General features: G+C 71.4%; 18 protein-coding genes and 1 CRISPR repeat array (1 of these 19 running past the window's edge). Of the genes, 7 read left to right on the top strand and 11 right to left on the bottom strand.

What is annotated here, in order from left to right; genetic code table 11:
* Positions 1 to 33 precede the first annotated feature (33 nt).
* On the top strand, positions 34 to 1,995 hold the full coding sequence (locus HNR16_RS17025) for an ABC1 kinase family protein (RefSeq protein WP_158039027.1): 1,962 nt from the start codon (positions 34 to 36) through the stop codon (positions 1,993 to 1,995).
* A 50-nt stretch (positions 1,996 to 2,045) separates the two neighbouring features.
* Here HNR16_RS17025 and HNR16_RS17020 read toward each other — a convergent pair whose 3' ends face one another.
* Entirely contained in the window at positions 2,046 to 2,645 is a 600-nt protein-coding gene (locus HNR16_RS17020; protein WP_158039026.1) for a TetR/AcrR family transcriptional regulator, read from the bottom strand.
* 82 nt (positions 2,646 to 2,727) lie between these two features.
* Here HNR16_RS17020 and HNR16_RS17015 point away from each other — a divergent pair, with 82 nt between their 5' ends.
* The 3 genes from HNR16_RS17015 (at position 2,728) to HNR16_RS17005 (ending at position 5,191) form a co-directional block, all read left to right on the top strand.
* Positions 2,728 to 3,099 carry a nuclear transport factor 2 family protein gene (locus HNR16_RS17015; protein ID WP_158039025.1) on the top strand — a complete coding sequence of 124 codons (372 nt, stop codon included), beginning with the start codon at positions 2,728 to 2,730 and terminating at the stop codon, positions 3,097 to 3,099.
* Positions 3,100 to 3,236: 137 nt separating this feature from the next.
* The gene (locus HNR16_RS17010; RefSeq protein ID WP_179558330.1) at positions 3,237 to 4,886 is read left to right on the top strand and encodes a cation:proton antiporter; all 1,650 of its coding nucleotides are present in this window, start codon (positions 3,237 to 3,239) and stop codon (positions 4,884 to 4,886) included.
* Positions 4,847 to 5,191: a hypothetical protein gene (locus HNR16_RS17005; RefSeq protein WP_179558329.1), complete on the top strand. Its 345-nt coding sequence runs from the start codon at positions 4,847 to 4,849 to the stop codon at positions 5,189 to 5,191. The genes HNR16_RS17010 and HNR16_RS17005 overlap by 40 nt, the downstream gene beginning before the upstream one ends.
* Before the next feature lie 87 nt (positions 5,192 to 5,278).
* Here HNR16_RS17005 and HNR16_RS17000 read toward each other — a convergent pair whose 3' ends face one another.
* The gene (locus HNR16_RS17000; RefSeq protein WP_158039023.1) at positions 5,279 to 6,331 is read right to left on the bottom strand and encodes an FAD-dependent monooxygenase; all 1,053 of its coding nucleotides are present in this window, start codon (positions 6,329 to 6,331) and stop codon (positions 5,279 to 5,281) included.
* Positions 6,332 to 6,381: 50 nt separating this feature from the next.
* On the opposite strand from HNR16_RS17000, the gene HNR16_RS16995 reads away from it, so the two are divergent.
* Together HNR16_RS16995 and HNR16_RS16990 are read left to right on the top strand one after the other, a co-directional pair.
* Positions 6,382 to 6,960 carry a TetR/AcrR family transcriptional regulator gene (locus tag HNR16_RS16995; protein ID WP_158039022.1) on the top strand — a complete coding sequence of 193 codons (579 nt, stop codon included), beginning with the start codon at positions 6,382 to 6,384 and terminating at the stop codon, positions 6,958 to 6,960.
* Between the two features lie 274 nt (positions 6,961 to 7,234).
* Entirely contained in the window at positions 7,235 to 8,764 is a 1,530-nt protein-coding gene (locus HNR16_RS16990; protein ID WP_179558328.1) for a VaFE repeat-containing surface-anchored protein, read from the top strand.
* A 66-nt stretch (positions 8,765 to 8,830) separates the two neighbouring features.
* Here the strand turns inward: HNR16_RS16990 and HNR16_RS16985 are convergent, their stop codons facing one another.
* From HNR16_RS16985 to HNR16_RS16960, 6 genes are all read right to left on the bottom strand, one after another.
* On the bottom strand, positions 8,831 to 9,487 hold the full coding sequence (locus tag HNR16_RS16985) for a helix-turn-helix domain-containing protein (RefSeq protein ID WP_158039020.1): 657 nt from the start codon (positions 9,485 to 9,487) through the stop codon (positions 8,831 to 8,833).
* 88 nt (positions 9,488 to 9,575) lie between these two features.
* Entirely contained in the window at positions 9,576 to 9,869 is a 294-nt protein-coding gene (locus HNR16_RS16980) for a hypothetical protein (protein WP_158039019.1), read from the bottom strand.
* Positions 9,870 to 9,907: 38 nt separating this feature from the next.
* Positions 9,908 to 11,863, bottom strand: coding sequence for a sensor histidine kinase (locus tag HNR16_RS18930; RefSeq protein ID WP_158039018.1), 1,956 nt, complete (start codon positions 11,861 to 11,863; stop codon positions 9,908 to 9,910).
* Between the two features lie 189 nt (positions 11,864 to 12,052).
* Entirely contained in the window at positions 12,053 to 12,943 is an 891-nt protein-coding gene (gene ypfJ, locus HNR16_RS16970; protein WP_158039017.1) for a KPN_02809 family neutral zinc metallopeptidase, read from the bottom strand.
* A gap of 251 nt (positions 12,944 to 13,194) precedes the next feature.
* Entirely contained in the window at positions 13,195 to 13,983 is a 789-nt protein-coding gene (locus HNR16_RS16965) for a GAF domain-containing protein (protein ID WP_158039016.1), read from the bottom strand.
* Between the two features lie 110 nt (positions 13,984 to 14,093).
* Positions 14,094 to 16,382, bottom strand: coding sequence for an acyl-CoA dehydrogenase family protein (locus HNR16_RS16960; RefSeq protein WP_179558327.1), 2,289 nt, complete (start codon positions 16,380 to 16,382; stop codon positions 14,094 to 14,096).
* Positions 16,383 to 16,676: 294 nt separating this feature from the next.
* Between HNR16_RS16960 and HNR16_RS16955 the strand changes: the two genes are divergently transcribed.
* On the top strand, positions 16,677 to 17,621 hold the full coding sequence (locus tag HNR16_RS16955; protein ID WP_158039014.1) for an NADP-dependent oxidoreductase: 945 nt from the start codon (positions 16,677 to 16,679) through the stop codon (positions 17,619 to 17,621).
* Positions 17,622 to 17,701: 80 nt separating this feature from the next.
* Here HNR16_RS16955 and HNR16_RS16950 read toward each other — a convergent pair whose 3' ends face one another.
* From HNR16_RS16950 to HNR16_RS16940, 3 genes are all read right to left on the bottom strand, one after another.
* On the bottom strand, positions 17,702 to 18,913 hold the full coding sequence (locus HNR16_RS16950) for an ABC transporter permease (protein WP_225737714.1): 1,212 nt from the start codon (positions 18,911 to 18,913) through the stop codon (positions 17,702 to 17,704).
* A 1-nt stretch (position 18,914) separates the two neighbouring features.
* Entirely contained in the window at positions 18,915 to 19,796 is an 882-nt protein-coding gene (locus HNR16_RS16945; RefSeq protein WP_158039013.1) for an ABC transporter ATP-binding protein, read from the bottom strand.
* 185 nt (positions 19,797 to 19,981) lie between these two features.
* Complete coding sequence (locus tag HNR16_RS16940; protein ID WP_158039012.1) at positions 19,982 to 20,506, bottom strand: GNAT family N-acetyltransferase; 525 nt, start codon at positions 20,504 to 20,506, stop codon at positions 19,982 to 19,984.
* 1,537 nt (positions 20,507 to 22,043) lie between these two features.
* A CRISPR array of direct repeats spans positions 22,044 to 24,614; the repeat unit is 28 nt; unit sequence GGCTCATCCCCGCGTGGGCGGGGAGCAC; it runs 4,477 nt beyond the window's last position.

The raw sequence follows: 24,614 nt of genomic DNA, 5'->3' as shown, positions 1-24,614 counted from the left end.
GGGGCGGCCGGGTCGAGGACGGGAGGGAGTCGCGTGGAGTACCTCTTCGGATCGATGCTCGGCGCCCTCGTCGTGATCGTGTACGGGATCGCCGTCGGGACGGTCCTGCGGCGCCTCCTCGGCGATCAGCCGGGTCGGCTGCGCGCGTTCCTCGTCGCGATCGCCTCGCTCGCCCTCCTGAGCGAGTCGGCCGTGCCGGTGCTCACGGCCGTCGGCCTCACGCCGAGCGCATCGTCGGGCGCCGGAACGCTGCTCGTCTCGTCGCTCGTGCTCGGCCTGCTGTTCGTCGGCTCGCTCGTCGTCGCGCTCGGCGTCCTCGTCGTGTGGGAGCTCGTGGTCCCGACCGGTCGTCTGCCGGGGCCGCTCGAGGCGGCCGTCGGCGTCCGGGACGGCGCTCGGCGCGCCCTGCGATACCTCGAGCTGAGCTGGGTCGTCGCGTCGTCCGGCCTGTGGCGGCGATTGCGGCTCGGGCCGTCCGACCCGGCGTTCTCCGCCGCGGTCGTGCGCACGCTCGAGCGCTCGGGCCCGACGTTCGTCAAGGTCGGGCAGATCCTCTCGACGCGCGTGCAGAATCTGCCGCCCGCCCTCACGGCGGCGCTGGCCAGGTTGCAGTCCGCGGCGGAACCCGCGCCGAGCGTCGACGTCGAGGCGCTCCTGCGCGACGAGTGGGGCGAGGCACCATCGACGCGTCTGGCCTCGTTCGATCCCGTCCCGTTCGCGGCGGCGTCGATCGCGCAGGTGCACGCGGCGACGCTGCACGACGGCACGCGGGTCGTCGTGAAGGTGCAGCGGCCGGGCGCGGCACCGCGCGTGCGCGTGGACGCCGACATCCTCGTCCGCTTCGCCACGGATGCCGAGCGGCGTTGGAACTGGGCGCGCGGCATGGGGCTCCGCGCGATCGCGACGGGCCTGCGCGGGTCGCTGCTCGAGGAGCTCGACTACCGCATCGAGGCGCGCAACACGCAGGCGCTCGCGCGTGCCCTCGCGGATCGCCCGCTCATCGCGACGCCACGCATCGTGCCCGAGCTCTCGGGCGAGCGGGTGCTCGTCATGACGAGGCTCGACGGCGGCCCGGTCGCGACCGCCGCTGATGCGCTGCCCACCGCCGATCGCGAGCGACTCGCGCGGGAGCTCGCGGGCGCCGTGCTCACGGGCGTGCTCGTGCAGGGCGTGTTCCACGCCGATCTGCACCCCGGCAACGTGCTCGTCCTCGACGACGGCCGCATCGGGCTGCTCGACTTCGGGGCGATCGGTGTCATCGACGCCGAGACGCGTGCGCTCCTCGGGACGCTGCTGCTCGCGGTGCTGCAGGACGACACGGTCGGGGCCGTGACGGCGCTCGAGATGGCGTTCGAGGTCGGTGCGGACACGGATCGCGCGGCGATGCGGCGCGAGCTCGGCCGCCTCGTCACCCTCAGCCGGTACAGCCCCGACCCCGTCGGGACGCTCGTCGGCGAGCTGTTCGCGTTCCTCACGCGCTTCGGCATCGTCGTACCGGGCGATGTGGCGGGCGCGTTCCGGACGGTCGTCGCGCTGCTCGGCGTGCTCCGGGCGCTCGCGCCGGAGCTCGACCAGGACTCGTTCGTGCGCGGCGCCCTGCCCGACCTCGTCACGCGGGCGGTCGACCCGGCCCGGCTCGCAGAGCGGGTGGTGACGCGCTCGAGCCTCGCGCTCGCGCTCGCCGACCGGGTGCCCGGTCGGCTCGAACGCGTGTCCGCGCAGCTCGCGGACGGATCGTTCGCCGTCCGGACGCGCACGTTCGCCGATCAGCGTGATCGTGACTTCGTCCGCGCGGTGGTCGACGACGTGGCGTCCGCCGTCTTCGCCACGATCCTGTTCGTCGGGGCCGTCTGGCTCGGCACGACGCCCGGAGGGCCCGAACTCGCGACGGGGCTCGCCCTCTATCCCCTGCTCGGTGCGATGGCGGCGATCGGTGCGTTCGCGCTCGCGTTCCGACTCGTGATCCGGCTGTTCCGTTACCGCCGCGACCGCTGATCGCCACCGCCCGGGATCGCCCCGCCGCATGTTCGCCGGGCCGCGCGGGCTCAGGCCGCGTCGACCCCGAGGGCCGTGAGCGCGAGGTCGACGAGCTCGCCGACGCGAGTGCTGCCGTCGAGGGTGCGCGGTTCGTGGAGGTGGCCCGTGATGTCGAGCTGCGCGATGCCGTGGAGGGCGACCCAGACGACGGTCGCGAGCTCGCGCGTCGGGAGCCCCTGACGCCACCCGGTGCCCTGCGCGCGCTCGACGATCTCGGTGATCGCGTCCATGCCCGCATCGGCCGCGCGTTCGAGCTCCGGCGTCGGATGACCGATCGGTTCGCTCCCGAACACGAGCTGATAGTGCTGCGGGTGTTCGAGCGCGTGCGCGATGTACGCGGCGCACCCGGCGCGGAGGGATCGGGCGGGGTCGTCGATCTCCGCGGCGGCGGTGCGGATGCGGTCGGCGAGTTCCGAGAGCGTCTGTGTCGCGAGTTCGGTGAGCAGCGCCGTCTTGTCGTCGAAGTGGCGGTACGGCGCGGAGCGCGAGACACCGGCCGCCTCACCGACGCCGCGCAGCGTCACGGCCTCGGGGCCACCGCGCTCGAGCAGTTGGGCGGCCGCGGCGAGCACGGCCGCGCGGGTGGGGCCGGGGTCTCTCGGGCTCATGCGACGAGCCTATCCAGGTTTGTTGACATCGTCCACTCACAGACGTACGCTGACGTCGTCAACAAACCTTCGGGAGGACACCATGAACACGACCGACCTCGACGCCCTCGAGCGCGATCACCTCGCCACCTGGATCGACCCCGACCCCGCCCGGCGTCGCGAGATCGTCGAGCGCATCTGGGCACCCGACGGACGACTCTCGATCGCCCCGGCGGGACGCACCCTCACCGGCGTCGACGCGATCGTCGCCCACACGACCCGCGTGCACGACGAACGGATCGCCGGCCAGGGCATGCGCTTCGTGTACGACCAGCGCATCGACGGCGGCGACCTCCTCCTGCTGCGATGGTCGATGCTCGCACCCGACGGATCGACCGCGGCCCGGGGCGTCGACATCGCCCGCATCGAGGCGGGGCGATTCGCGAGCGTGCACATGTTCATGGGGGTCGACTGACGCACCGAGCGGACGTCGATGACGGGACGGCCTCGTCGGTCACGAGCGACGAGGCCGTTCCGATCACGGGCCCGGGGGTGCAGAATCGTCGCGTGCGACCGAGCCGCCCGACGGTCGCGGAGCAGGGGGTCGGAGCCATGGACATCGCTATCCTCGTGGCGGTCGCCGCCGCCGTGGTGATCGCCGTCACGGCGCGCATCGCCCCGAAGTGGCACGTCGCCGCACCGCTCGTCCTCGTGCTCGTCGGGATCGGTGTCTCGTTCCTCCCGTTCGTGCCCGAGATCGAGGTCGAGCCCGACCTCATCCTCGCGGTCGTCCTCCCACCGCTCCTGTTCGGCAGCGCGGTCTCGATGCCGGCGATGAACTTCCGACGCGAGTTCACCGCGATCAGCGGGCTCGCCGTCGCACTCGTCATCGTGAGCTCGGTACTGCTGGGATTCGTGTTCCACCTCATCATCCCGTCGCTCGACCTCGCCTGGTGCATCGCGCTCGGCGCGATCCTCTCGCCCACCGACGCGGTGGCCACGACGATCGCGCGCGGCGTCGGCATCTCGTCGCGGGTCACGACGATCCTCGAGGGCGAGTCGCTGCTCAACGACGCCACGGCGCTCGTGACGCTCCGGACCGCGATCGCGGCGGCCGCCGCCTCGTTCTCGCTCTGGGAGGCGATCGGGCAGTTCGCCTACTCGGTCGCGATCGCACTCGTCATCGGCTTCCTCGCGGGCAAGCTCGGCGTGTACGCGAGGAGGACCGCCGGCGACGCGACGATCGCCGCGGTGCTGTCCTTCGCCGTCCCGTTCGTCGCGTCGGTGCCCACCGACCTGCTGCAGGGGTCGGGCCTCGTCGCGGCCGTCGTCGCGGGGATCGTCACGGGCCGGGCGAAGGACCGCGCGTCCGATCCCGCGCAACGGCTCACCGCGATGACCATGTGGAACGCCGTGACGCTCGTCCTCGAGGGGGCGGTGTTCCTCGTCATGGGGCTCGAGATCCGCAGCCTCGTGACCCAGCACACCGACGAGGCCGACACGATCGGTTCGCTCGCGTTCATCGTCGTGCTCGCCGCGTTCGCGCTCGTCGTCATGATGCTCGTCCGCGCCGCGTACATGTTGCCGCTCATCGGGGCGATGGGCCGCAACGCCCGACGCGCGCAGTCGATGCAGCCGAGGATGGAGGCCATGGAGTCGGCCATCATGGACCGCGACCTCCACCGCGCCAAGCAGTTGAAGACACCCGACCCCGTGGCGGAGTCCGAGACGTTCCACCACCGCGTCAAGCGGACGGTCGGCACGCTCCGGCATCGGCTTCGGCGCCGCGACGACGGCCGGACAGCGGATCCCGCTGCGCTGGAGTCGCGCTGGCAGCAGCTCGATCGCTCCGTGCGACGCATCCTGAGCGACATCGACTACTACACGCGCCAGCCGCTCACGATGCGGGACGGGATCGTCATGGTCGGCGCCGGCATGCGCGGCGCCGTGACGCTCGCCGCGGCACAGACCCTCCCGCTCACGACCCCTACCGCTCGTCGCTCGTCCTCGTCGCGTTCGCGGTCGCCGTCCTGTCGCTCCTCGTCCAGGGCAGCACGCTCGCGCCGCTCGTCCGTTGGATCAAGCCCTCCCGCCCCGATCCCGAGGACCTGCGCCGACAGCGTCAGGCCGTGTCGGACGCGCTCGCCGAGGTCGAGGTCGAGCCTCGCGAGGGAGAGGGGCACCTCGGCCGGAAGCTGCGCACCATCGCGGCGCGGCGCGACGTGCTCCTCGACCTGCAGGAGGGCGGGTACTACGACGTGAAGTGCACGCGCTCGGTCCTCGCGGCCATGGACGCGCTCGAGCTCGGGCTCCGCCTCCAGCTCGAGCAGACGGCCGATCTCGAGCACGGGCGTCCCGACCCGGCGCGGCCGGGCGAACCCACGACCCGGAGCCGCGACGACGCCGACCCGTTCGACGGGATACTGTCCTCGCCCGACGCGGACGCACCCGGCCTCGACGCCGACGCCGCCTCCGCCTCCGATGCCGGCGCCGAACTCGACGCCGAGCTCGACGCACAGCTCGCATCGATGGAATCCGACGAACGCGAGCCGGACGGCGCACCCTGAGGTGAGGCGCGGTGGTGGGACCGGCCGCGCGACTCGCGCATCACACGGTCGGACCACATCGAGCGCCCTCGTGCGCACCGGCCCGGGTCAGCGTGCGCCGCGAACCGCCCCGGCCGAGCGGACCTGCGCACGACCACGAGCGCCGACGAGTGCATCGCGGACCCCGGCCCCGCGCGTCGTCGTCGCGATCCCGAGCATCGCGGCGGATGCGATGCGGATCGCGTGCGGGACGACGGTGCGGCGCCGCGCGTAGCGCCGGAGCGCGGCCTGCGGCGCACGGGAGTCGAGCTCACGGGCGAGGACGGCCGCGTCGTCGATCGCCGTGCACGCACCGCGGCCGAGGTTCGGTGTCATGGCGTGCGCGGCGTCGCCGATGAGGACGGTGTTCCCGCGCACGGGCAGCACGGGCCGCGCGACGCTCCGGATGCCGTGCACGAGCGTCGCCGCCGGGTCGGCTGCGGCGAGCACCCGATCGAGATCGTCGAGGCGTCCGCCGACGAGCTCGCGGAGATGGGCGAGTGCGGCATCCGCGTCGGGGAAGCGGCGCTCGTCGAAGCACGCGAACCAGTTCGTGCGGCGCCCGTCGAGCGGTGTGACGCCCATGAGCCAGCCGCGCCCCCACGTCTCGATCGCGCCCGCCGGGGCGGGGAGGTCGACGATGCCGCGCAGCACCGTGCGTCCGTGCGAGCGGGCGTCGTGCGCCGGGCCCCACGCCGTGGTTCGTGTGCGGCTGCCGACGCCGTCCGCTCCGACGAGCACGTCGATGCCCGCCTCCGGCGCCGGTGCGTCGATGCGTTCCGTGCGGCGCAGGACCGTCTCGGGGATCGCGCGGGCCAGCACCTCGACGAGTGCGGAGCGCGGCACGAACAGCGCGGGTGAACGCGCGCTCACCGGCAGGCCGCGGCCGTCCGCCACCCGGAGTGCGCCGCCGCGGACCTCCACGCCGCGCGCGACGAGCGGTGCCTCGAGCCCCCGTGCCGCGAGCAGTCGGCGCGTGCGCGGCCAGATGCAGAACGCCGTGCTCACTTCGGGGACCGCGAAACGTTCGTCGACGAGTTCGACGTCGTGGCGGGCCGGGGCGAGGAACGCCGCGAGCGCGAGCCCCGCGACACCCGCGCCGACGATGCGGATGCGACTCATACGGCGAGCGTACAACAGATGTTGTAGTCCTGGACGATACGCTTCGAGCCATGTCGGAGCGGCGCACACAGGTCATCGGGGCGACGCTCGACGTGATCGCCGACGGAGGCAGCCGAGGGCTCACGCACCGAGCCGTCGACCGGCGCGCGGGGGTCCCACTCGGCACGACGGGCAACTGGTTCCGAACGCGCAACGCGCTCGTCGCGGCCGCGGTGGACGAGCTCGAACGGCGCGACCTCGAGGCGGGACGCACCCTGTTCGAGGCCGGCGCGCCGCACGACCGCGCGGGCCTCGTGCGGCTCGTCCGCGCATTCCTCGAGGGACACCTCTCGGGCGAGGGCGCCGTCAGGGCCCGGGCACGCTATGCGCTCATGCTCGAACGGCCGGACCTCGTCGCGCCCGCACACGAGCGGCTGCTCGCGACGTTCGCGGGGCTCGCCGGGAGCATCGGCGTCGCGGTCGAGCCGAGCGCGGCCCGTCGCGCCGCCGATCTCGTCGACGGCGCGATCCTGCACCGCGTGACGATCCGTGCCGATGCGGGCGACGACGAGCTCGACGCGCTCGCGGACGCGATCGTCGCGCTGCTGCTCGGGTCACCCGACGACGCCCCCTCGGCGTCCGGACGATAGCGCCCACGCCGCGGCACGCCGTCCCCGCGAGCCGAAGCCGGAACCGGTCGGACCTCGACCCGCACCCGCGATACGTGCGCCGACGGTCCAGGGGGCGGCAGAGCCGACCCGCGTCGACACGCCATCGTTCCGGCTCCCCGACGGTGACCCCAGCCCGGGGGTCATTTCCCGCTCCGCCGTTCCTCGAAGCTGTGAATACTCCTACCGTTGCGACTCGACCCCCATGCGCCACCCCAGGAGCGCGGACGGGGACAGAGAAGGGCGATTTCCCACGATGAGTACTGACTCCCGCCGACACCCTCGCCAACTGGCCCGCTGGTTGGGCGGGCTGCTGGCCGCGACCTGCGCCGTCGTCGCCCCCGCGGCGGCGGCCGCCGCCGAGCCGGTCACGACAGGCGACACGGTCTATATCGGAAACTCGATCGGCTACGGCGGGACCGCACTGCACCCGGTCTGGACGGAAACCCCCGCGACAGGGGACCCGGACTTCCTCGCGTACTGCATCGAACACGATGTTCCCGCCCGCAGCGACGCCGAAGGTGTCGTCGGCGACCTGGACGGCTACCTCGGCGAGAACCACTTCTCGGACCCGACGATCCAGGGCAAGGTCCTGTGGGTGCTGGCGCACAGCTATCCGGCACTGAGCCTCGAGGCATTCGGGGCGGCGGCGGGGGTTCCCGGCATCTCGCAGAACGATGCGATCGAGGCGACGCAGTACGCGATCTGGCGATACACGGATCTCGCGTGGGACGCCGACTGGCCGTTCGAGTCCGAGGACTCGGAGACCGCCTACTGGTACCTGGTGAACGGGGCGAACGCGTCCGACGGCCTCACGCCGGATGATCTGCAGGTCACGGTCTCGGTCACGGGGCCGACGGCCGAGCAGTCGGCGGGAAGCCTTGTCGGGCCGTTCCTGATCAGCACGAACCAGGAGCGCGTCTCCGTCGCCAGCGATCCGTCCACGGCGATCACCGACGCGTCGGGCTCACCGATCGACGCCTCGAACGTGCACGACGGCGACGAGGTCTTCCTGGATCTCCGGGGATCGGACGCGGCCGGTTCCGCGACGGTGCGAGCGAGCGCATCCGGTGCCAGCGGGAGCGGCCTCGTACTCTCGGTTCCGAAGCGGACCGGTGAGACCCCGGCCGCCGGTGAGGCGAACCACGCGCAGAGCCTCATCCTCGTCGCGGCGGACACGGCGTCGCCCCCGGCCGAGTCGGGTGTGACGTGGTCGGGTACCCGGAGCGAACCCGCGATCCGCACGTCGGTGGTCGATTCGGCCGACGGGGACCAGGTCCTTCCGTGGAACGGCGGCACCGTCGTCGATACCGTCGCCTACGAGAACCTCACCCCGGGCACCGAGTACACGGTCACCGGCGAACTGATCGACAGGGCCGACTCCACGCCCACCGGGATCACCGGCCGGACGACCTTCACCCCCACCGAACCGAACGGATCCGTGCAGGTCACCTTCACCGTCCCCGACGGCTACGCCGGCACCACCCTCGTCGCGTTCGAGCGGCTCTTCGAGGGAACCGACACGACGATCGCGCCCGTCGCGACGCACGAGGACATCAACGACCTCGCGCAGACCGTCACCGTCGAGGACGCCCCGGCCACGCCGACCCCGACCGCCTCGACGCCGACGGCTTCGACCCCGACGGCCTCGAGCCCGACGGCCCCGAACTCCACCGGCGAACAGCTCGCTCACACCGGTTCGGACCTTGCCGGTGGGCTCCTGACCGTCGCGCTGCTCGCGCTGGTCGCGGGAGGTGCCGTGCTCGCCGCCAGGCGTCGCGCGTAGGAACTCGTCCACGAGGGCGGTGGTTGCGTTGTCTCGCATCCACCGCCCTCGTCGTCGTGCGGAACCCTACGATCGGGATCCCGCGGCATCGGACGGTCGCGTGGGGTCGACGTACCCCGCCGTCCAGGCGACTCGCCCGTAATCGAGCTTCGACTTCACGCTCACGCCTGCCGCGGCGTACTTGCGCTTCACGCGGTCCAGGTACTGCTTGGCCGTCTCGCGGCCGATGTTCATGGCGTCCGCAACCTGTTGCATCGTCAGGCCCGATGCGTACAGCACGAGCGCGCGTTCCTCCTGGATGCTCAGCGCCGGCCGCCCCGGATCACCGGCGATGACCGTCGCCAGTTCTTCGGTCATCCATTCCTCGCCCCGGAGAACCGCCCTGATCGCGTCGAGGACGGCGCGCTCGTCGTCGCGCTTGCCGACGATGGCGGGCACACCGACCTGAACGATCTGTCGCACCAGATGGGGCGAGGCCAACGCCGAAAGGACGACGATCTTCAGCCCCGCATCGATGAGCGCGCCGATGAGGTCCACGTCGACGCTCGGCTGCCGCTCCACCATGAGGTCGAGCACGAGCAGGTGCGGCCGCTCCGAACGATCCGCACTCCGCAACCAGGTCATGAACTCCGGTGCCGTCTCGCCACTGAACACCAGGTCGAATTCTCCGGCAGCCAGCAGCAATTCCTCGGTGCGTGTGCGCTGCAGCGTGTGGTCCTCCACCACCGCGACGCGACACCGCGTCCGATCCTGGTCGTGGCCCTGTCGACGGGGCGTGTCCGCGCGCATCATGTTCCTCCCGTTCCCACGGTCAGTGGTCCTCGACCCGATAGGTGATCTCGATGAGTTCGATCTCGCCCAATCGTCTCGTCTCGACGGCGGCACGCGTCTGTTCCGGGAACGGTACCGACGCTCCGATCAGGGTGAGCCGCAAGTCGCCCTGCACGGGGTAGAACGAGGCGCGGAGCTCGGCCCCGGTATCGAGCGCCGCCAGCGTCCGGACGATCGTCTCCTCGACCTCGTCCGCCATGTCCGGGCCGGGCGCATCCACCTCGCCGATGTGGAGGACGTACGTGATCCCCCTCGCGCGGGAGAAATTGAGCATCCGCGGCACGGATCGTCCGATGTGCACGAGCGACGGGCTCACCTGCACGATCTGCCGGAGGTACCGCTCCTCCGCCGTGCACGCATCCCGCGTCGCCGCGGCCCCCACGGGCCGGACACCGGCGGCGATCTCGTCCAGCAACTCGATGGCCGAGTCCAGGCCCGCGGCCAGCCACTTCCGCACGCTCCCCCCTGGTTCGCGGCGTCGAGTTGCGCCCGCCGGTCGAGCGCGGCGAGCTCCTTCCGCGCCTCGAAGGATTGTCGACCGAGGTGGCGAAGCAGCCGCTGGAAGACGACCCAGACGCCCGTGAACGCGAGGCCGACCCCCGCCGCCACCAGGACGACGTGGGCGGAACCCGCCGATGTCGCACCGGCCCTCGCCGCGAGAACGAGCGACGTCACGATCCACGCCCCCGCCGCCACGGAACGCCTGACGACGCTCGTGGTGACGGCCAACAAGAGCACGAACGGGCCGGTGGGAGCGAGCGCATGCCAATGATTGGCACTGACGCTCCCGAAGCCGGTGGCCGCGGCAGCCAGGGCGTAGACCGCGCTCGGTACGACGGCGAGCACCACCAGGTTGACCCGACTCGAGCCGAAGCCGGGGACGCCCACGTTCAGTGCCCGGACGCACAGCATCAATCCGATCATCGGATACAGGGCCGCGTGCTCGTTGACGCTCCCCGCACAGAACAACGCGATGCTGACGAGCGCCACACCGAGTCCCCAGAGTCGTGCCGCGCGCGTACCGAGCAGATCCACCGTGACCGACTCGTCGCCGTTCGTGGGCACCTGTCGAGGTGGCGCGGCCGGGACCTCCAGGGTCACGACCGTGCCGCTCCCGGGATCGGACTCGACGGACGCCCGGAACCCCTGCTGTGTCGCTCGTCCGAGGATGGACCGCGAGATCCCGAACCCGTTCGTGGACCCCGCCCGGAACCCGACTCCCGAATCGCGAACCTCGACGGTGAGCAGAACGTCAGAGGCGCGGACGTCGACCTCGACGTGGTCCGCACCCGAGTGCTTCGTGGCATTGGTCACGGCTTCCCGCACACACGCGACGATCGCGTCGCGCACGCTCCCCTGCAGCGCAGCGTCCCAGCGGCGCAGCTCACCGTCCGGCGCGCCGAGCCGTCGGATCGGCAGGCCGGGCTGCTGGAAGACGTCGAGGAGCGAGGACGACATCGGCGGGAGCGGGCCTCCGCGAAGTCCTGTGAGGAACGCTACGTCACGTCGACACTGCGCGCGCACACGCTCCGTATCGGCGGTCCCCGCACCACCGTGTGCGATCGCGCCCAGCGTGTTGATCGCGGTGTCGTGAAGGACGCGGGATTCCTCCGCGACCTGCGCGCTGACATGTTCCGTGACCCGTCGACGCGACGTCGACCGTGCGACCGCCGCTTCCAGCTCATCGGTTGCCGATGCGGCACGCGTCAACGTGAGCATCCCCCATCGAAGGGCCACGATGATCGAGAGCTGGGTGATCAGGACGAGGAGCGCGAAACCCGCACCCCAGGTCGGGAGCGACCAGAGGATTCCAGCCGAGACGATCGCGGCCCCGACCGCCACGATCGGGACGGCCGCCGCTCCGAGCACGACGAGGCCGGCGACGAAGCTCGCGAAGTTGATCTGCCAGCTCCCGGCAAACGCGACGACCGAGTTGGTGTCTCCGCCGAGCACGTACATCCAGAGGCCGGTCGACGCCATGGCGGCGGGGACGACCGGAGCGAGGCCGTGGTGTTCGATCGCGAGGAGGGCGACGACGCCGATCGCCGTCGCCGCGACCGCGAGACGTGGGCCGTCGCCTCCCGCTACCGAGAAGGAGACGAAGGCGACGGCGACCTGCCATGCGGCGGCGAAGAGGAGTGCGACGATCCCGATCGTCGCGATGAGCGAGCCGAGTTCCGAACCCGGACCGACCTCCGGGCTATCGCCACGTCCGCGACGGAGGTCCGAGAACGCGAGCGCCCACAGGTCGCCGAACCGTCGGGACACGTCGCTCCATCTTCCCGTCGGGCCTGCCGAGTCCGTGACTCGACTTCGTCCCGTGCCGCACACGCCAAATCACTGGGGCATTGCCCAACGAATGGCCGCCATACGCCAGGACGGAGAACCACCGGCTTCGACGCACGGCGGTCGTCCGCGCGAGCCGGTGCCCCTCACGGCGAGGCCGAGGTCAGCTGGTCAGAGCTGCGTGCCGTCGATGCTGAAGGTGTCGCAGGCCTGCCAGCCGCTCTTGTAGCCGGTCGTGAACCACTGCATGCGCTGCTCGGAGGTGCCGTGCGTGAACGTCTCGGGATGCACCTGGCCGGACTGTTCCTGGATGTGGTCGTCACCGACGGCCTCCGCGGCCTGGAGCGCGTTCGCGATCTGGTCCTGCGTCGGTTCCTGGAGCAGGGTGTTGCCCTCGGCGTCACGGGTTCCCGCCGCCGCGCCGACCCAGGCGCCCGCGAAGCAATCGGCCTGCAATTCGAGACGCACGCCGTCGGAGGTCGGTCCGGTCTGCGAGTTGTCGATCTGCTGCAGGATGCCGAGCAGGTACTGGATGTGGTGGCCCCACTCGTGCGACACGATGTACATCTGCGCGAGCGGCCCGTCGCTCGCGCCGAGCTGCTGCTCCATGAGGGTGAAGAAGTCGGTGTCGATGTACATCGTTTCGTCACCGGGGCAGTAGAACGGGCCGACGGCGTTGCTCGCGGTGCCGCACGCGGACTGCGTCTGGCCGGTGTAGAGCACGAAGCCGGGCGACTGGTACGTGATGTTCATGGCGGACGCCTGCCCGGACCAGAACGCGTCGAGCGAGTTCGCGGCGCCGACCATGCGGCAGTCGACGTTCGTGTTCGCGTCGGCACCGGTCTTGCACTCGGCTGCGAGGTCGTGCGTGTCGTAGGTGCCCTGGTCCTGCGTCTGTCCGCCGCCGAGGAGGCCCGTCACGTCGACGCCGAGGAACTGCGAGATGAGGAAGCCGACGATGACGACGACGAGCGAACCGCCGCCCACGGCGACACCCGTGCGTCCACCGCCACGCTTCTGCACGCCCGAGGTGTCGAGGCGGGAGTTCTCGTTGAACGTCATGGCACGAACCTACCGTGCGCGGGCGACGACGCCCATGCCGCCGCCCGCACGCCGCATCACGATTCCGAGACGGACTCGCGAGCGCGCGCGTACGGCGTCAGTGGGCCGACGAGGCGCGACGGAGGATCGACCGCCACCCCGAGCGTCGCTGCTCGATCCGGCGCTCGTCGCGAATGATCCGCTTGACGTCCTCGACGGAACGCGACTCCCGACGTTCACGCGCCTCCTGAAGACGCTTCTGCACTTCCGGATCAAGACGAACCGATGTCATCTTCCGACCTCCCTGTGGCGTCACGTCCGCGGCGCTCCTGTTTTCCTCGCTGCGCGAGTGAAAGATAGAACGACAGCATCGCTGCTACGAGTTCCATCATCTCACCATCTCGCGCTGTGAGCCCACCGACTCTCGTCGAATCGAGCGAGATCATGCCGAACCCGTACCGGTCGGATCTGATCGGCACGCTGACGAACGATCTATAGCTTCGACCCGCGGCGTCGAGCTCGGATGGGAGCTCCGAAGTGTCCCGACAGAGGAAGAACCCCGAGTCGTCATGTAGGCGTTGGATTTGCGCCTCGGTCCGGGCGGCACCGGCTTCGAACTCTCGGCTCGAGTCACGCCGACCCCACGATGCGTCCACGGTGAAGGAGAGTCCCTCCGTGCCGACGCGAAAGAACACGAGCCGCAAGTCGTCTCGATCCCCGTAGACCTTGTCGATGACCCGTCCCAAGAGCTGCGGGATCGCGGCATCCGCTCGCTTCTGTCGGTCCGATCTCTTCTGGCCTTCGAGCATCGCTGCTTCGCGGAGGACTTCAGCACCATACTCGCCGATCATCCGCTCTCGTGCGTCTTCGGTGAGGTCGAGCGCTTCGCGGGCCTGGCGCCGATTGGCTGCCACCGCGACCGGAACAGCCGCTGCGATGACGAGGACGATTCCGCACGTGATGCCCCACGGATTCCCGTTCGCCCACGCAACGAGGAGACTCCCGATTGTCGGAAGGAGCCAGGGCAACGTCTCCACGAACGAGCGCAGGAGTCGAATCACACGCCGAGCCTAGTGTCGCTCGACCGCCACGTTCGGAGCGATGCTCAACTGTGGAGAGGCAACCGCCCACACCGGCATGGGGCGGCCGATCACTGCCGCCCCACTCGGAATCACGATTCCGAGACGGACTCGCGCTTCTCCGCGGTGCGCTCGTCGGCGTCGTCCGTCGCCGCCGTCGCAGCGACGGCCTCCTCGGCCGGGCTCGTGTCGGTGGCCGGCTCGGTCTCGGCCTCGGCGGCTTCCGCCGCGTCCGCCGCCGCCGATGCGGGCGACGGCTTCGCGCCCGTCGCGTCGACGTCGATCGTCGAGGACGACTCGGTCGGGAGCTTCGCGTTCGAGCCGCGTGCCTTGAGCGCCTTCTCGGTGATCGGCGCCCGGCCGGCCGCGCGCTCGGCCTGCAGGTACTCGCGCGCCTCCCGCTGCCGCTCCGCCTCGGCGCCCGAGGCGATCTTCGCGCGCAGGTGGTCGGGGCCGTAGCCGAACGCGTCCACGAGGTCCTGCGCGTGCGGGCGGATGCGCGTGAGCAGCCGGTCGATGTAGCGCGTGACCGATGCGCCGCGCTGCGTCGAGAGGCGCCCGTTGAGCAGGTACCAGGCGAGGTGTCGCTCGATGAGGCCGAGGCCGAACAGGTCGCGCACCCACGTGAGCACCTGCTTCGTCGAGCCCGCTGGCAGCTCGTCGAGGGCGGTCGTGAACGCCTCCCACTGCAGCAGCTCGCCGTGCGCGATCGACGCCTCGATGAGTGCGTGCTGGTTCTCGTTGAAGACGGCCGCGCCCTCGGCCTTCGAGAGCTTCTTCGCGCGCCCGAGCCGCACCGCGACGTCGGCGACCATCGTCTCGACGCGATCGGTCAGCAGGCGCCGCTGCTCGTCGGGCGTCCGCAGCACGCCGACCGAGCGTGCGGTCGAACCGCGGTCGACGACGAGTTGCGCGGCGGAGCGCAGGCCCGAGCCCGAGAACACGCGCTCGGCCGCCTGGCCGGCGACGATCTGCGCGACGCGCTTCGGATCGGCACCCTTGAACTGCTCGGCGTAGTCGCTCAGCAGTCGCTTGCCGACGAGCTGCAGCAGCACGTGGTTGTCGCCCTCGAACGTCGTGTAGATGTCGAGGTCGTGGTGCAGCAGCGCGACGCGGTTCTCGGCGAGGAACCCGGCACCGCCGCACGCCTCCCGCATCTCCTGCAGCGTCGACAGGCCGTGCCACGTCGAGAGCGGCTTGAGCGCCGCGGCGAGCGTCTCGAGGTCCTCGCGGTTCTCCGGGGTGTCGTGCTCGCCGGAGAAGACGCCGTGGAAGTGCTGCAGGAGCTGCTCGTGCGCGAACGCGACGGCGTACGTCGTCGCGAGGCGCGTGAGCAGGCGGCGCTGGTGCACCTGGTAGTCGAGCAGCACGACCTCCTCGTTCGGGTCGCCCGCCGTGAACTGTCGGCGCTGGTTCGCGTAGGTGACGCCGATCGCGAGGCCCGCCTTCGCGGCCGCGTTCGAGGCGCCGTCGAGCGACACGCGCCCCTGCACGAGCGTGCCGAGCATCGTGAAGAAGCGACGTCCCGGGCTCTCGATGGGGCTCGAGTACGTGCCGTCCTCGGCGACGTCGCCGTAGCGGTTGAGGAGGTTGCGGCGCGGCACTCGCACCTGCGTGAAGTGCAGTCGACCGTTGTCGATGCCGTTGAGGCCGCCCTTCACACCGTCGTCCTCGCCGCCGATGCCGGACAGGAACTCGCCGTCGTCGCCGCGAACGGGCACGTAGAACGCGTGCACGCCGTGGTCGACGCCCTTCGTGATGAGCTTCGCGAACACGACCGCGGCGCGCCCGTGCAGCGCGGCGTTGCCGAGGTAGTCCTTCCACGCGCCGCGGAAGGGCGTGTTGACGACCCACTCCTGCGTCGCCTCGTCGTAGGTCGCGGTCGTGCCGATCGCCGCGACGTCGGACCCGTGGCCCGTCTCGGTCATCGCGTAGATGCCGGGCACCGAGAAGTCCATGATGCCGGGCAGGAACGTCTCGTGGTGGTAGGCGGTGCCGAGGTGCATGACGGCGGCACCGAAGAGGCCCCACTGCACGCCGGCCTTGATCTGCAGGCTCGGGTCGGCGAGGACGAGCTCCTCGAATCCGGCGATGTTGCCGCCGTGGTTCTCGTCGCCGCCCTGCGCCTTCGGGAACGCGATGTTGACGGCGCCGTCGTTCGCGAGCCGTTCGAGCTGCTGCAGCGTGCGGGCCCGGTGCTCGGGCATCGCGAGCGTGTCGTCTCGCCAGTACTCCGGGTCCGCGGCCTTCCGGCGGCCCTCGAGTCGCTCGTCGGCCCAGCGGCCGAGCAGGCGGCGGCCGAGCAGGTCGGTGTCGATGCGTGCCTGGTCGGCGGCTGCGGGGCTGTCGAGTTCGTGGTCGTTCAGTGCGCGATCGCTCACGGTTTCTCCGAATCTCGTCGATGTGATCTGGCCTGCCCGCGGGAGCGTCCGACGCTCGACGGCGAGTCGACTTCACGGTAGGACAGGGCCCTCGCACGCCGGTGTTCGCCCGTGAGGTGCCACAACTCGCATGGGAGCGACGCCCGTGCGCCGTTGACGTTCCGCACAATCCGGCATGTTCGAACCTGTCGGACGCGCACAGCCGACGATTGCTCGGCGTCCGTCGTGACGGCCCGTGACCCCACGCGTCACCGCAGCGTTGACCGCGCTCCGCAGCGGGCGCAGACTCCCGGCATGACGACACAGGCGAAGCAATGGGTGGCGACGTCCTTCGGCGGCCCGGAGGGCATCGAGTTCCGCGAGCACGAGGTGCCCGCGCCGGGGCCGGGCGAGGTGGCGATCGATGTGCGCGCGATCGGTGTGAACCCGATCGACGTGAAGATCCTCTCGCGGCTCGATGACCCCGCACTCCTGCCGTTCCCGCTCGGCAACGAACTCTCGGGCGTCGTCGCGGCACTCGGCCCCGACACGCAGCTCGCGTCGGGCGGCGGTGCCGTCGGCGACGAGGTGCTCGCGTTCCGCGTGCAGGGGGCGTACGCGACGCGCGTGAACGTGCCCGCGGTCGACGTGTTCGCGAAGCCCGCCGACGTGCCGTTCGATGAGGCGGCCGGGTTGCTGCTCGTCGGGACGACGGCGTCCGATGCGCTGCACACCCTCGATGTGCGATCCGGCGAGACGATCCTCCTGCACGGCGCGTCCGGCGCGGTCGGGGCGAGCGTCCTGCAGCAGGCGAAGCTGCTCGGCGTGCGCGTGATCGGGACGACCTCGGAGCGGGGTGCCGAGACGGTGCGCCGGTTCGGTGGCGTTCCCGTCGCGTACGGCCCCGGGCTCGCCGAGCGCGTCCGCGAGGCGGCGCCCGAGGGCATCGCCGCGGCGATCGACGCGGTCGGCACCGACGAGGCGCTCGAGGTGTCGCGCGAGCTCGTCTCGACGCCGGGGCGCGTGCTGACGATCGTGCGGCACGATCTGGCGGGGCAGGACGGCCTCGTCGCGATCGGCGGCGCGAATCCGGCGAGCGCCGCGTACCGCGACCGGGTGCGCCCCGAGCTCATCGCCCTCGCGGCGAAGCGGGAGCTCGTCGTGCCGATCGCGCGCACGTTCCCGCTCGCCGACGCGCGTGAAGCGCTCGATCTCGTCGCGAGCGGTCACGCGGGCGGCAAGCTCGTGCTGCATCCCTGACACGTGCAGCCGACGGGCGGCGCGACGAGACGGCGGCGGGCCGGCACCCGAGGGCGCCGGCCCGCCGCCGTCTCCGGGCGTCAGCCCTTGAGCGCCTCGCTCAGCTTCACGCGCTTGCCGGTGCGCAGCACGGAGTTCTCGTAGAGCCGTGCGCCGACGAGGATGCCGATGACGGCGGACACGACGAGCACGACGAGGGCGATGAACGGCTCCCACCACTCGGCCGCGCCCGTCGCGACGCGGGCGGGCATCGCGATCGGTGCCGAGAACGGCACGTAGCTCATGATCGACATGACGACGGGGTTGTCGTTCGCGAAGATCGCGAGCATGTAGGGGATCATGATGACGAACATGAGCGGCATCGTCGCCGCGGCGACGTCCTCCTGTCGCGACACGGTCGCGGCGACTCCGGCGTAGAGGCTCGCGAGCAGCACGAAGCCGACGATGAACAGCACGCCGAACCAGATGAACGCGGGCCCCATGAGGCCGAACAGCATGCCCTGTCCCGTGAGGGAGAGCGTGATGAGCGCGACGACCACGATCGACGCGACCTGGCCGAGCGCGAGTGCGCTGTTGCCGATGATCTTGCCGGCCATGATCGTGCGCGGCGTGACCGTGGCGAGCAGGATCTCGACGATGCGCGTCTGCTTCTCCTCGACGACGCTCTGCGCGATCGTGGAGCAGTAGGTGATGGCGGACATCATGAACATGACGCCGAACGCGATCGACAGCAGGTAGCCGAGCCAGGGGGCGACGGTGGGCTGCACGAGCGAGTAGCCGTCGGGGACGACGGTGAGTGCCGACACGACGGCGTCCGAGGGCTCGTCGAGGCCGATGACGACGAGCGCGTCGCCGTCGCCCGCGGACGTGGCGGTGACGGGGGTGCCGTCGTTCGAGTAGACCTGGATCTGGCCGAGCGCGGAGGCGGGGAGCACGGCGGACTCGACGGTGCCATCGCGGACCGAATCGATCGCCTGTTCGACGGTACCGGTGGAGACGACGTCGAGCCCGGCGTCGCTCGCGGCGGTCGCCGTCTCGCTCGTCGCGGCGACGCTCGGCGGTGCCGCGTCGCTCTGGTTGCCGCCGATGATCGAGAGGGCGACGATGCCGCCCGCGACGAACACGAGCACGATGAAGTAGGAGATGAGGAACGCCTTGGAGCGCAGCGCGACGAGGATCTCGCGGCGCGCGATGAGGCCGATGCCGGTCATGGTGCTCACGCCGTGCGGCGCGGCCGGCCGGTCTGCGCCCCCGGGGGTGCCGGTCGTCGGGGTGGAGTCGATGGTGGTCATGTCAGATCACTTCCCGGTAGATCTCGGAGAGCTTCACGAGGTTGGGGCCGAACGCCTCGACGGGGCCGCGTGCGAGTGCGTTGTGGAGGACGCGCTGTGCGGCCTGTTCGTCGGTGGTGCGGAACAGGGCGGTGCCGCGGTCGAAGTCGAGTACCTCGACGCCGGGCTCGTCGCGCAGCCAGCCCGCGTCGTCGGCGACGACGATGCGGTGCAGGCCGCGCGAGTGCTCCTCCTGCAGGGCGCGTCGGTTGCCCGCGATCTTGACGACGCCGCCCGAGATGATGACGAGTTCGTCGCTGAGGCGTTCGACGACGTCGAGCTGGTGCGAGGAGTACAGCACGGGGATACCGCGGGCGGCGTAGCGCTGGAGGACGCCGAGCACCGTCTCGACCGCGATGGGGTCGAGGCCCGAGAAGGGTTCGTCGAGGATGAGCACCTCGGGGTCGTGGACGAGCGCGGCGGCGATCTGGGCGCGCTGCTGGTTGCCGAGCGAAAGCGCCTCGACGAGGTCGCCCCGGCGTTCGGCGAGCCCGAGCTCCTCGAGGAGCGCGTCGGTGTTGCGCGTCGCGGTGGCGCGGTCGAGACCGTGGAGCTCGGCGAAGTACACGAGCTGCTCGTGCACCTTCATCTTCGGGTAGAGGCCGCGCTCCTCGGGCATGTAGCCGAAGCGGGCCCGGTCGCTGATGCCGATGGGGTGGCCGCCGAGCAGGGCTTCGCCGGCGTCGGGGCGGACGACGCCGAGGATGCAGCGCATCGTCGTCGTCTTGCCGGCGCCGTTCGCGCCGACGAAGCCGGTGAGCACGCCGTCGCGGACGGTGAAGGTGACGTCATCGAGGACGGTGCGGTCGCCGAACCGTTTCGTGAGGTGTTGGACGTCGAGCATCCGATCGCTCCGTTCGTCGAGGTGTTGCGAGGACGGTGTCCACGCTACGGACGGCGTGATCGAGGCGGATCGGTGGCACGGGGGAGATCGGGGCGGGCGGCGGCTCACCCGTACGGGTGAGGGGTGCGTCCGGCGCGTGCGGACTTCGGTCGTGCTCCGCCGGACGGGTGAGGGGCGCGTCCGGGTCAGGCGCGAGGCGGGAGGGCCTTCGAGAACCGGTAGTGCGGCATGGGCTCGGCGTCGGTGGGCTCGACGAAGCCGCCCTCGTAGCCACCGGACGTGTAGAGGCGCACGGCCTCGGGCTGGTTCGGGCCGGTCGTGAGCACGATGCGGGAGTGTCCGCGCTCGGCGGCGACCGCTTCGAGCGCGCGCAGGATGCGCCCCGCGAGGCCGCGGCGGCGGGCGGCCGAGTGCGTCCACATGCGCTTCACCTCGGGCAGCCCATTCTCGTCGAGGCGCAGGGCACCGGCCGCGAGCAGGCGCCCGTCCTCGTAGAGGCCGAGGAACGCGCCCTCGGGCGGCAGGAACTCGTCGATTGGGTGGGCGGCGATCTCGTTGTGGTCCGAGCCGGGGTACCGTTCGGCGTATTCCCGCCCGAGGTCCTCGAACACGATGCGCGTCGCCTCGGGGTTGTCGTGGATCGGCACGATCGTGATGCCGTCGCCGGGCTCTGCCAGTGGGACCGTGCCCGTGGGTGCCGTCGTCGACATGGGTCCTCGCTTCCGCCTGTCGCCCGGAATCTCCGCGCAGCGACACGCTACGCCCCCGCCGCGACGCGGCGTGCGGCGATCGTCACGGCGGGCAACAGAGGGTCATGGGAGGTGCGCGGGGAACGCTACCGCCGTGTCGGCGACGTGAATCCGCGATACCAGGCGTGCATGGCATTGCCGCCCGTGCAGTCGGGTCGCCATCGTCGTCGCCAGCGTCAGCGCTGTCGTCGACGTCGCTCCCCCGGACGCGCACCGGCACGGCTGGGCTCTCGGTTGCGCCGTTCGTCGCGATCGACGTCCGCTCCGCTCCGGGGGCTCGATTCTGCGTCCACAGGGAGTTCTCCGTCACGCCCTGAAGGTCTTGAACCGCATCAAGCAGGATGCCCCTCATGCCTCTCTTCGCAGTTGACGTTGCTCGCGTGGCGGGTCCGCACGAGAATCGAGGCAACGGTGATCGGAACAGCGCAGGGGTGCAACGGTCCTGGGCACTCGATCGGCGATTCGTCCGCCCGGTGGCAAGTCAGCGAGCCCGGACCGGCGACTCCCACGCCGAGAGTGTCCCGGAACGACCCGGCACGATCCCACCGGGTGATGCGCACAACCGCCGCGCCGGTCCGGGCGGCTCCGGGACGAGGCCAAGAAGGAGTGGCGGACGTGAAGGACATGCGCCCGTCGAGTTTGGCGTCATCACCTCCCGGGAGGGGCGATGGCGGACCATCGAGATCCCGGCATTCGACAGACCACCCGGGCGCGCCGCTGGGACGTCGTAGAGCCGATGGCGCGCGAGTGCATGGCCGCGTTCCTCGACGTCGACGACGGCGAGCTCGTCCCCCACATGCGCGTGCGGATCCCGGACGAGGCCACACGCCAGTGGACGGAGTCGCGGGAAGCACTCGACCGCTTCGAGCGCGACGCCAGGCTCGCCGCCGCCCTCGGCATCGCCCGCTCCCGCGCCCAGGAGCTCGCGAAGGATGCCCGGTCGGCTGCAGTCCGAGCCGGTAGTGATCGCCGAGTAGCCTCCGCGAGGTGGTCCCGTCGCACTCCACCGGTGACGGACCGGCGCGTGATACCGAGCGCTCGGTTGCGAGCGGTCCGGCCCGCTACCGGATCGTGGTTCGTCCCGGCGCGGGCGGGGGTGTGTCCGAGCGCGATGGGTTGAGCGCGCAGCGAGATCGGCGTTCCCGCGTGGGCGGGGAGCCCCCAGCCGTACTCCCACCCGAGCGCGACTTCGCGGGCTCATGCCCGCGTGGGCGGGGAGCACTACAGGGCGCCGTTCTCGATGCGCTAGATGATGGGCTCATCCCCGCGTGGGCGGGGAACACGCCCGTAATGAGGCCGACGAGGAACGTCCCGAGCGGCTCATCCCCGCGTGGGCGGGGAGCACGACGAGACGCGCGCAATCGTCAAAGACCTCGGAGGCTCATCCCCGCGTGGGCGGGGAGCGCCGCGCCTCGGAGGGGGTCGCGGAGGACCTGGTGGGCTCATCCCGCGTGGGCGGGGAGCACGCCCAGCACGCCGCAACCAGCGCCGCCGGCTCGGGCTCATCCCCGCGTGGGCGGGGAGCACGGTCGTGCCCGTGCAGCGGCGAGCATGGTCGTCGGCTCATCCCCGCGTGGGCGGGGAGCACATCGGCGCGTACGAGAGCACGGACGAGGTGCCGGGCTCATCCCCGCGTGGGCGGGGAGCACCATCGGACAGACGGTCAGGCATCGGTCGCCTCCGGCTCATCCCCGCGTGGGCGGGGAGCACGTGAGCTGGCCGACGTCGATCGCGCCGACCTGGGGCTCATCCCCGCGTGGGCGGGGAGCACCCGACTGCCGGGGCTGAGAAGAGGAAGAGGGTCGGCTCATCCCCGCGTGGGCGGGGAGCACGGGGTGACTGCACGGAGGTTGAACACGGCGATGGGCTCATCCCCGCGTGGGCGGGGAGCACATCACGCCGATCGTCTTCGCCGTGATGCTGTACGGCTCATCCCCGCGTGGGCGGGGAGCACTTGGAGAGCGACCCGTCAGGGATGCTGAGCATGGGCTCATCCCCGCGTGGGCGGGGAGCACCTCGTCACTAAGCGATGGCTCGGTGACGGCGCGGGCTCATCCCCGCGTGGGCGGGGAGCACGGGGCGTTTCTGTCTGAATCAGGCTCGGTGTCGGGCTCATCCCCGCGTGGGCGGGGAGCACGCAACTGGCGCCGCCGAGGGGCCGCATTTGTGCGGCTCATCCCCGCGTGGGCGGGGAGCACGGCGTGCTCTCGCCCCGCGTCGGCCTGGCGGTGGGCTCATCCCCGCGTGGGCGGGGAGCACCTCGTGGGACGGCGCGGGATGATGCCGGGACTAGGGCTCATCCCCGCGTGGGCGGGGAGCACGTCCGCACCGTCACGATCGGCGGCGAGCCGTGGGGCTCATCCCCGCGTGGGCGGGGAGCACGTAATCCACCGCTTGAACGCGCGAGCCTCGGGCGGCTCATCCCCGCGTGGGCGGGGAGCACCAGAATCGGCGTCGCCCGGTGCAGTTCTTGCCGGGCTCATCCCCGCGTGGGCGGGGAGCACTAGACGCCGTCGACCTTGCCCTTGAGTCCTGTCGGCTCATCCCCGCGTGGGCGGGGAGCACCAGAATCGGCGTCGCCCGGTGCAGTTCTTGCCGGGCTCATCCCCGCGTGGGCGGGGAGCACTAGACGCCGTCGACCTTGCCCTTGAGTCCTGTCGGCTCATCCCCGCGTGGGCGGGGAGCACAACGCGATGCAGACGAAGACCGTGCGAGTCGGGGGCTCATCCCCGCGTGGGCGGGGAGCACGACGGCAGGCCGGTGTGCGAGGCGACGAAGAACGGCTCATCCCCGCGTGGGCGGGGAGCACTTGGCCGTTCGACCCCGACACGACGCTCGTCCCGGCTCATCCCCGCGTGGGCGGGGAGCACCATCCGCGCCCCTTCCATCGCCCCACGACCTTGGGCTCATCCCCGCGTGGGCGGGGAGCACACCACGTACGACCCGCCCGCCGTGTTGACCGTGGGCTCATCCCCGCGTGGGCGGGGAGCACTGCGCGCGCATCGTCGACGGCCACCACGACGCGGGCTCATCCCCGCGTGGGCGGGGAGCACGTCCTACCTCCCCGATCTGTGTTCGTCTATCTGGGCTCATCCCCGCGTGGGCGGGGAGCACCTGTCGGGTACCCCGGACGCTCCGGTGATGCACGGCTCATCCCCGCGTGGGCGGGGAGCACGCGTGCGTGACGTTCCGAAGCGCCCCGATCGCAGGCTCATCCCCGCGTGGGCGGGGAGCACTCCAGCCCACCATTCTCGGGGCTTGCTCACTCAGGCTCATCCCCGCGTGGGCGGGGAGCACATGACGTTGGCGATCGTGTAGCGGCCGCTGATGGGCTCATCCCCGCGTGGGCGGGGAGCACTTGATGAGTTCCCAGGCCTGCGTGATCGCGTCCGGCTCATCCCCGCGTGGGCGGGGAGCATCCCGACGATTCCCGCACCCACCCCGTGCCGTCGGGCTCATCCCCGCGTGGGCGGGGAGCACGCGTTGATCGTCGCCCCGTCGAGCTGCGCGAGAGGCTCATCCCCGCGTGGGCGGGGAGCACGTCTCCTCGCGCGTCTCGTTGTAGATGCCCTTGGGCTCATCCCCGCGTGGGCGGGGAGCACCCCGTGTGGGCGCTGGAGCGGGCGGCGCTCGTGGGCTCATCCCCGCGTGGGCGGGGAGCACGTGTTCTGCCTCGTCGGCGTCGCCGTGTATGCGGGCTCATCCCCGCGTGGGCGGGGAGCACCAAGCCCATCGCTCGCACGATCGCGTCCGCCCGCGGCTCATCCCCGCGTGGGCGGGGAGCACATCGGTTCGCTACCGAGCTCGAGCAGGGCCGCAGGCTCATCCCCGCGTGGGCGGGGAGCACGGCGAGTATGACGCCCCCGGCGCCGCGGCGGCGGGCTCATCCCCGCGTGGGCGGGGAGCACACCCCGGCGCTCATGGCGGGAATCTCGCTGGCGTGGCTCATCCCCGCGTGGGCGGGGAGCACATGGCGAGCGAGTTGTCGGGGTTGCGGGCGGAGGGCTCATCCCCGCGTGGGCGGGGAGCACGCGCTGCCCGACGTCCACGCCCGGAGCGTGAGGGGCTC

This window comes from Pseudoclavibacter chungangensis, assembly GCF_013410545.1.
GTDB classification, from domain to species: Bacteria; Actinomycetota; Actinomycetes; order Actinomycetales; family Microbacteriaceae; genus Pseudoclavibacter; species Pseudoclavibacter chungangensis.
The sequence above is the reverse complement of the archived record's forward strand: the minus strand, read 5'-3'. Positions and strand labels throughout refer to the sequence as shown.

Excerpts from the sequence above, each read along its gene's own strand:
- HNR16_RS17015 (WP_158039025.1), top strand. The coding sequence starts at position 2,728 with ATGAACACGACCGACCTCGACGCCCTCGAGCGCGATCACCTCGCCACC.
- HNR16_RS16990 (WP_179558328.1), top strand. The coding sequence starts at position 7,235 with ATGAGTACTGACTCCCGCCGACACCCTCGCCAACTGGCCCGCTGGTTG.
- HNR16_RS16995 (WP_158039022.1), top strand. The coding sequence starts at position 6,382 with ATGTCGGAGCGGCGCACACAGGTCATCGGGGCGACGCTCGACGTGATC.
- HNR16_RS17000 (WP_158039023.1), bottom strand. The coding sequence starts at position 6,331 with ATGAGTCGCATCCGCATCGTCGGCGCGGGTGTCGCGGGGCTCGCGCTC.
- ypfJ (WP_158039017.1), bottom strand. The coding sequence starts at position 12,943 with ATGACGTTCAACGAGAACTCCCGCCTCGACACCTCGGGCGTGCAGAAG.
- HNR16_RS16980 (WP_158039019.1), bottom strand. The coding sequence starts at position 9,869 with ATGCTCAATTTCTCCCGCGCGAGGGGGATCACGTACGTCCTCCACATC.
- HNR16_RS16940 (WP_158039012.1), bottom strand. The coding sequence starts at position 20,506 with ATGTCGACGACGGCACCCACGGGCACGGTCCCACTGGCAGAGCCCGGC.
- HNR16_RS16955 (WP_158039014.1), top strand. The coding sequence starts at position 16,677 with ATGACGACACAGGCGAAGCAATGGGTGGCGACGTCCTTCGGCGGCCCG.
- HNR16_RS17010 (WP_179558330.1), top strand. The coding sequence starts at position 3,237 with ATGGACATCGCTATCCTCGTGGCGGTCGCCGCCGCCGTGGTGATCGCC.
- HNR16_RS16945 (WP_158039013.1), bottom strand. The coding sequence starts at position 19,796 with ATGCTCGACGTCCAACACCTCACGAAACGGTTCGGCGACCGCACCGTC.
- HNR16_RS17020 (WP_158039026.1), bottom strand. The coding sequence starts at position 2,645 with ATGAGCCCGAGAGACCCCGGCCCCACCCGCGCGGCCGTGCTCGCCGCG.
- HNR16_RS16950 (WP_225737714.1), bottom strand. The coding sequence starts at position 18,913 with ATGACCACCATCGACTCCACCCCGACGACCGGCACCCCCGGGGGCGCA.